Here is a 3,297-nt window from a genome sequence, read left to right as displayed (position 1 = left end):
TCGGGTTCGGCGGCGATCGCGCCGGCGGCCGCGGGCGGGCCGGCGCGGCGGCCTTCGGCGACGCGCGGATCGGCGGAACGGGGGCCGGCTGGGCCGGAGTCGGCCGAACGAAAGCCGGCGTGCGGAGCGGAAGCGTCGGTGTCGGGCATGCCCCAGCCTAGCCCGCAAACGACGACGGCGCCCGCAGGCGCCGTCGTTGCCGACCGTAGGAGAAGCCCGCGCTGCGGGCTCAGTACGGCGAGTCGGGGTGCTTGAGCTCGTAGCCGACCTTGGTCGGGCGCACGCCGTCCATGATCAGCGCGTAGCTGACCTTGTCGAAGGTGCGGAACACCATCGCGTGGCCGGCGAATTCGTCCGGCAGGCGCACGCGCGAGTTCTTGCCGACCAGGGTCTCGTCGCGGTTCGGGCCGACCTTGACCCGATCCACCGCGCGGCTGCCCACGCGCCAGGTCGAGAACACGGTGCCGTTGTCGATGCCGTCGCGGCTGCCGACCGACAGCGCGATCACGTCGCGCGGACCGCCGTTCTTGACCAGGTCGGCCACCGACAGCACCTGCGCGCGGCCGTAGTCGAACTGGGCCTTGGGCGGATGCGGGAAGAACTGCAGGTCGTAGGGCTGGGCTTCGACCGGGATCAGGCGGTCGCCGACGCGGATTTCGCGGCCGGTGTCGTCGACCACCAGGGTCGAGGCCTGCATGCCGCCGACGGCGCCGCGGCTCAGGGTGCCGGTGCCGACCTGCAGCAGCTCGTAGCCGAGCAGCTCGCGGCCCTTGTCCGGCACCACCACGTCGGTCCAGATCGCTTCGAAGTCGACCGTGCGCTTGCCGCGGAAGTCGAGGTCGGCGGCGCGCATGATGTCGCAGCAGGCCACGCGGTCCAGGCGGGTGTAGCGCTGGGTCGGGCGGACCACGGCGTAACGGGTGCCCGGGCTGGTCTCCGGCAGGCCCTTGATGTAGGCGACCTGGCCCTGGGTCACGCGCAGGCGGTCTTCTTCCAGGCCGACCACGTAGGGCAGGTCCTCGAACTTGTCGACCACGCGCAGGTTCTTCAGGAACGGTTCGATCTCGGCCAGCGGCACGCCGGTGATCGGCGCTTCCTGGCGCGGGCCCGGCTGGACCTGGGCCTGGGCCACGCGGTCCAGGTAGGCCAGCGAGATCACGTCGCCGGGATAGATCAGGTGCGGGTTCTTGATCTGCGGGTTGGCCTGCCAGATTTCCGGCCACAGCCACGGCTTCTTGAGGAAGCGCGCGGAGATGTCCCACAGGGTGTCGCCCCGCTTGACCACGTAGGTCGAGGGGTGGTCGCCGCGCAGTTCCGCCGCGATGGCGTAAGTGGCGACAGTCAGCAACGCGGCGGCGAAAACCGCGCGGATCGGTTTAAACATGGCGGCCATCTACCTGATTCCCCTTCCAGGTTTGCCCTTTGCGGGCACCCGGACTATAGCCCAGAAGTCGCGCAACACTATCAGGCATTGAGCGCCTATGGACGGCCTGGAATGGGGGTACAATGCAACGAAAACTTGCGTATGTGACCCACGCCCCCATTTTAGGTGCCCTATGGCCCTGTTACCGATCCTTGAGTTCCCCGACCCCCGACTGCGCACCAAAGCGGCGACGGTCGATCCCGCGCGCGTGACCGAACCGGCGTTCCAGCGCCTGCTCGACGACATGTTCCAGACCATGTACGAGTGCCCGGGCATCGGCCTGGCCGCGAGCCAGGTCGACGTGCACCAGCGCTTCATGGTGATCGACGTGTCGGAAGAGAAGAACCAGCCGCTGGTCTTCATCAACCCGGAAATCGTCGAGCGCGCCGGCGAGCAGGTGTATCAGGAAGGCTGCCTGTCGGTGCCCGGCATCTTCGCCGACGTCACCCGCGCCAACCAGATCACCGTGCGCGCCATCGGCCGCGACGGCCAGCCGTTCGAGCTGACCACCGACGGCCTGCTGGCGGTGTGCGTGCAGCACGAGATGGACCACCTGGAAGGCAAGCTGTTCGTCGACTACCTCTCGCCGCTCAAGCGCGAGATGGTGCGCAAGAAGCTGGCCAAGCAGAAGCGGCTGTCGGCGTAAGCGCCGGGAGCCTGGATTTGCGATTCGGGATCGGGGGCGCGCACCTTGCGGTGCGTGCCCTCGCTCGTTTCATGTCCGACGCGTCCCGCTGTTCCCGCTCGCCGCGCCGCCGCTGCGCCCCTGTCTGATACCTGATTGCGAATCCCATGCGCCTTGTCTTCGCCGGAACCCCCGAATTCGCCGTCCCCGCGCTGCGCGCCGCCGCGCAGTACAACGAGGTCTTGGCCGTCTACACCCAGCCCGACCGCCCGGCCGGACGCGGCCGCGAGATGGCGCTGTCGCCGGTCAAGCGCGAGGCGCTGCTGCGCGGCATCCCGGTGCTGCAGCCGGAGAATTTCAGGCAGAAGGTCTCGCGCGAGGCGCTGCGCGCGCTGCAGCCGGACCTGATGATCGTGGTCGCCTACGGCCTGATCCTGCCGCAGTCGGTGCTCGACATCCCGGTCTACGGCTGCTGGAACCTGCACGCCTCGCTGCTGCCGCGCTGGCGCGGCGCGGCGCCGATCCAGCGCGCGATCGAGGCCGGCGACGACGAGACCGGCGTGTGCCTGATGCGCATGGAGAAGGGCCTGGACACCGGCCCGGTGCTGCTGGCCAACGACACCGAGATCGGCGCCAACGAAACCGGCGGCCAGTTGCACGACCGCCTCGCCGACATCGGCGCGCAGGTGCTGCGCGACGCGCTGGGCCTGCTGCGGGCGGGCCTGACCCTGCCGCCGCATCCGCAGTCCGAGCACGGTGTGACTTACGCGCACAAGCTCGACAAGGCCGAAGCGCGGCTGGACTGGAGACGGCCGGCGACCGCGCTGGCCAACAAGGTGCGCGCGTTCAATCCCTGGCCGATGGCCGATGCGCTGCTGGCCGGCGAACGCGTGCGCGTGCACGGCGCGGTGGCGCTGCCGCTGGAGCACCGCGCCGAACCGGGCACGGTGCTGCTGGCCGGGCGCGACGGCATCGACGTGGCCTGCGGCGAAGGTGCGTTGCGCATCCGCGTGCTGCAGCGCGAAGGCGGCAAGGCGATCACCGCCGCCGATTATTTGAACGGACGCCGCGATCTGGCGATGGTGCGCTGAGATGAGCGAGCGCCGCGAACCGCCCAAGCCCGATGCGCCGCGCGACGGCGATGCGCGCCCCGCGGCCGGTCGGCTGCGCAAGCTGGATTCGCTGGACGCCGCGCGTTACCCGCCGGCCGCGCCCGAGCGGCCCGCTGCGGAAGGCGAGCGCGCGGCCG

General features: G+C 70.2%; 3 protein-coding genes. 2 read left to right on the top strand and 1 reads right to left on the bottom strand.

Annotation, left to right across the window (positions count from 1 at the left end; genetic code table 11):
• Positions 1 to 229: 229 nt before the first annotated feature.
• Complete coding sequence (locus A7A76_RS04025; RefSeq protein WP_206409988.1) at positions 230 to 1,384, bottom strand: LysM peptidoglycan-binding domain-containing protein; 1,155 nt, start codon at positions 1,382 to 1,384, stop codon at positions 230 to 232.
• Positions 1,385 to 1,556: 172 nt separating this feature from the next.
• Between A7A76_RS04025 and def the strand changes: the two genes are divergently transcribed.
• Both def and fmt read left to right on the top strand, forming a co-directional pair.
• On the top strand, positions 1,557 to 2,069 hold the full coding sequence (gene def / locus A7A76_RS04020) for a peptide deformylase (protein ID WP_206409987.1): 513 nt from the start codon (positions 1,557 to 1,559) through the stop codon (positions 2,067 to 2,069).
• A gap of 146 nt (positions 2,070 to 2,215) precedes the next feature.
• Positions 2,216 to 3,139 carry a methionyl-tRNA formyltransferase gene (gene fmt, locus A7A76_RS04015; RefSeq protein ID WP_206409986.1) on the top strand — a complete coding sequence of 308 codons (924 nt, stop codon included), beginning with the start codon at positions 2,216 to 2,218 and terminating at the stop codon, positions 3,137 to 3,139.
• Positions 3,140 to 3,297 lie beyond the last annotated feature (158 nt).

This window comes from Lysobacter enzymogenes, assembly GCF_017168095.1.
GTDB lineage: Bacteria > Pseudomonadota > Gammaproteobacteria > Xanthomonadales > Xanthomonadaceae > Lysobacter > Lysobacter enzymogenes_D.
Note: the sequence above shows the minus strand (reverse complement) of the source record. Positions and strands in the feature narration are given on the sequence as shown.

What these genes read in the sequence shown, in the direction of transcription:
- A7A76_RS04025 (WP_206409988.1), bottom strand. Translation starts at nt 1,384, where the DNA reads ATGTTTAAACCGATCCGCGCGGTTTTCGCCGCCGCGTTGCTGACTGTC.
- def (WP_206409987.1), top strand. Translation starts at nt 1,557, where the DNA reads ATGGCCCTGTTACCGATCCTTGAGTTCCCCGACCCCCGACTGCGCACC.
- fmt (WP_206409986.1), top strand. Translation starts at nt 2,216, where the DNA reads ATGCGCCTTGTCTTCGCCGGAACCCCCGAATTCGCCGTCCCCGCGCTG.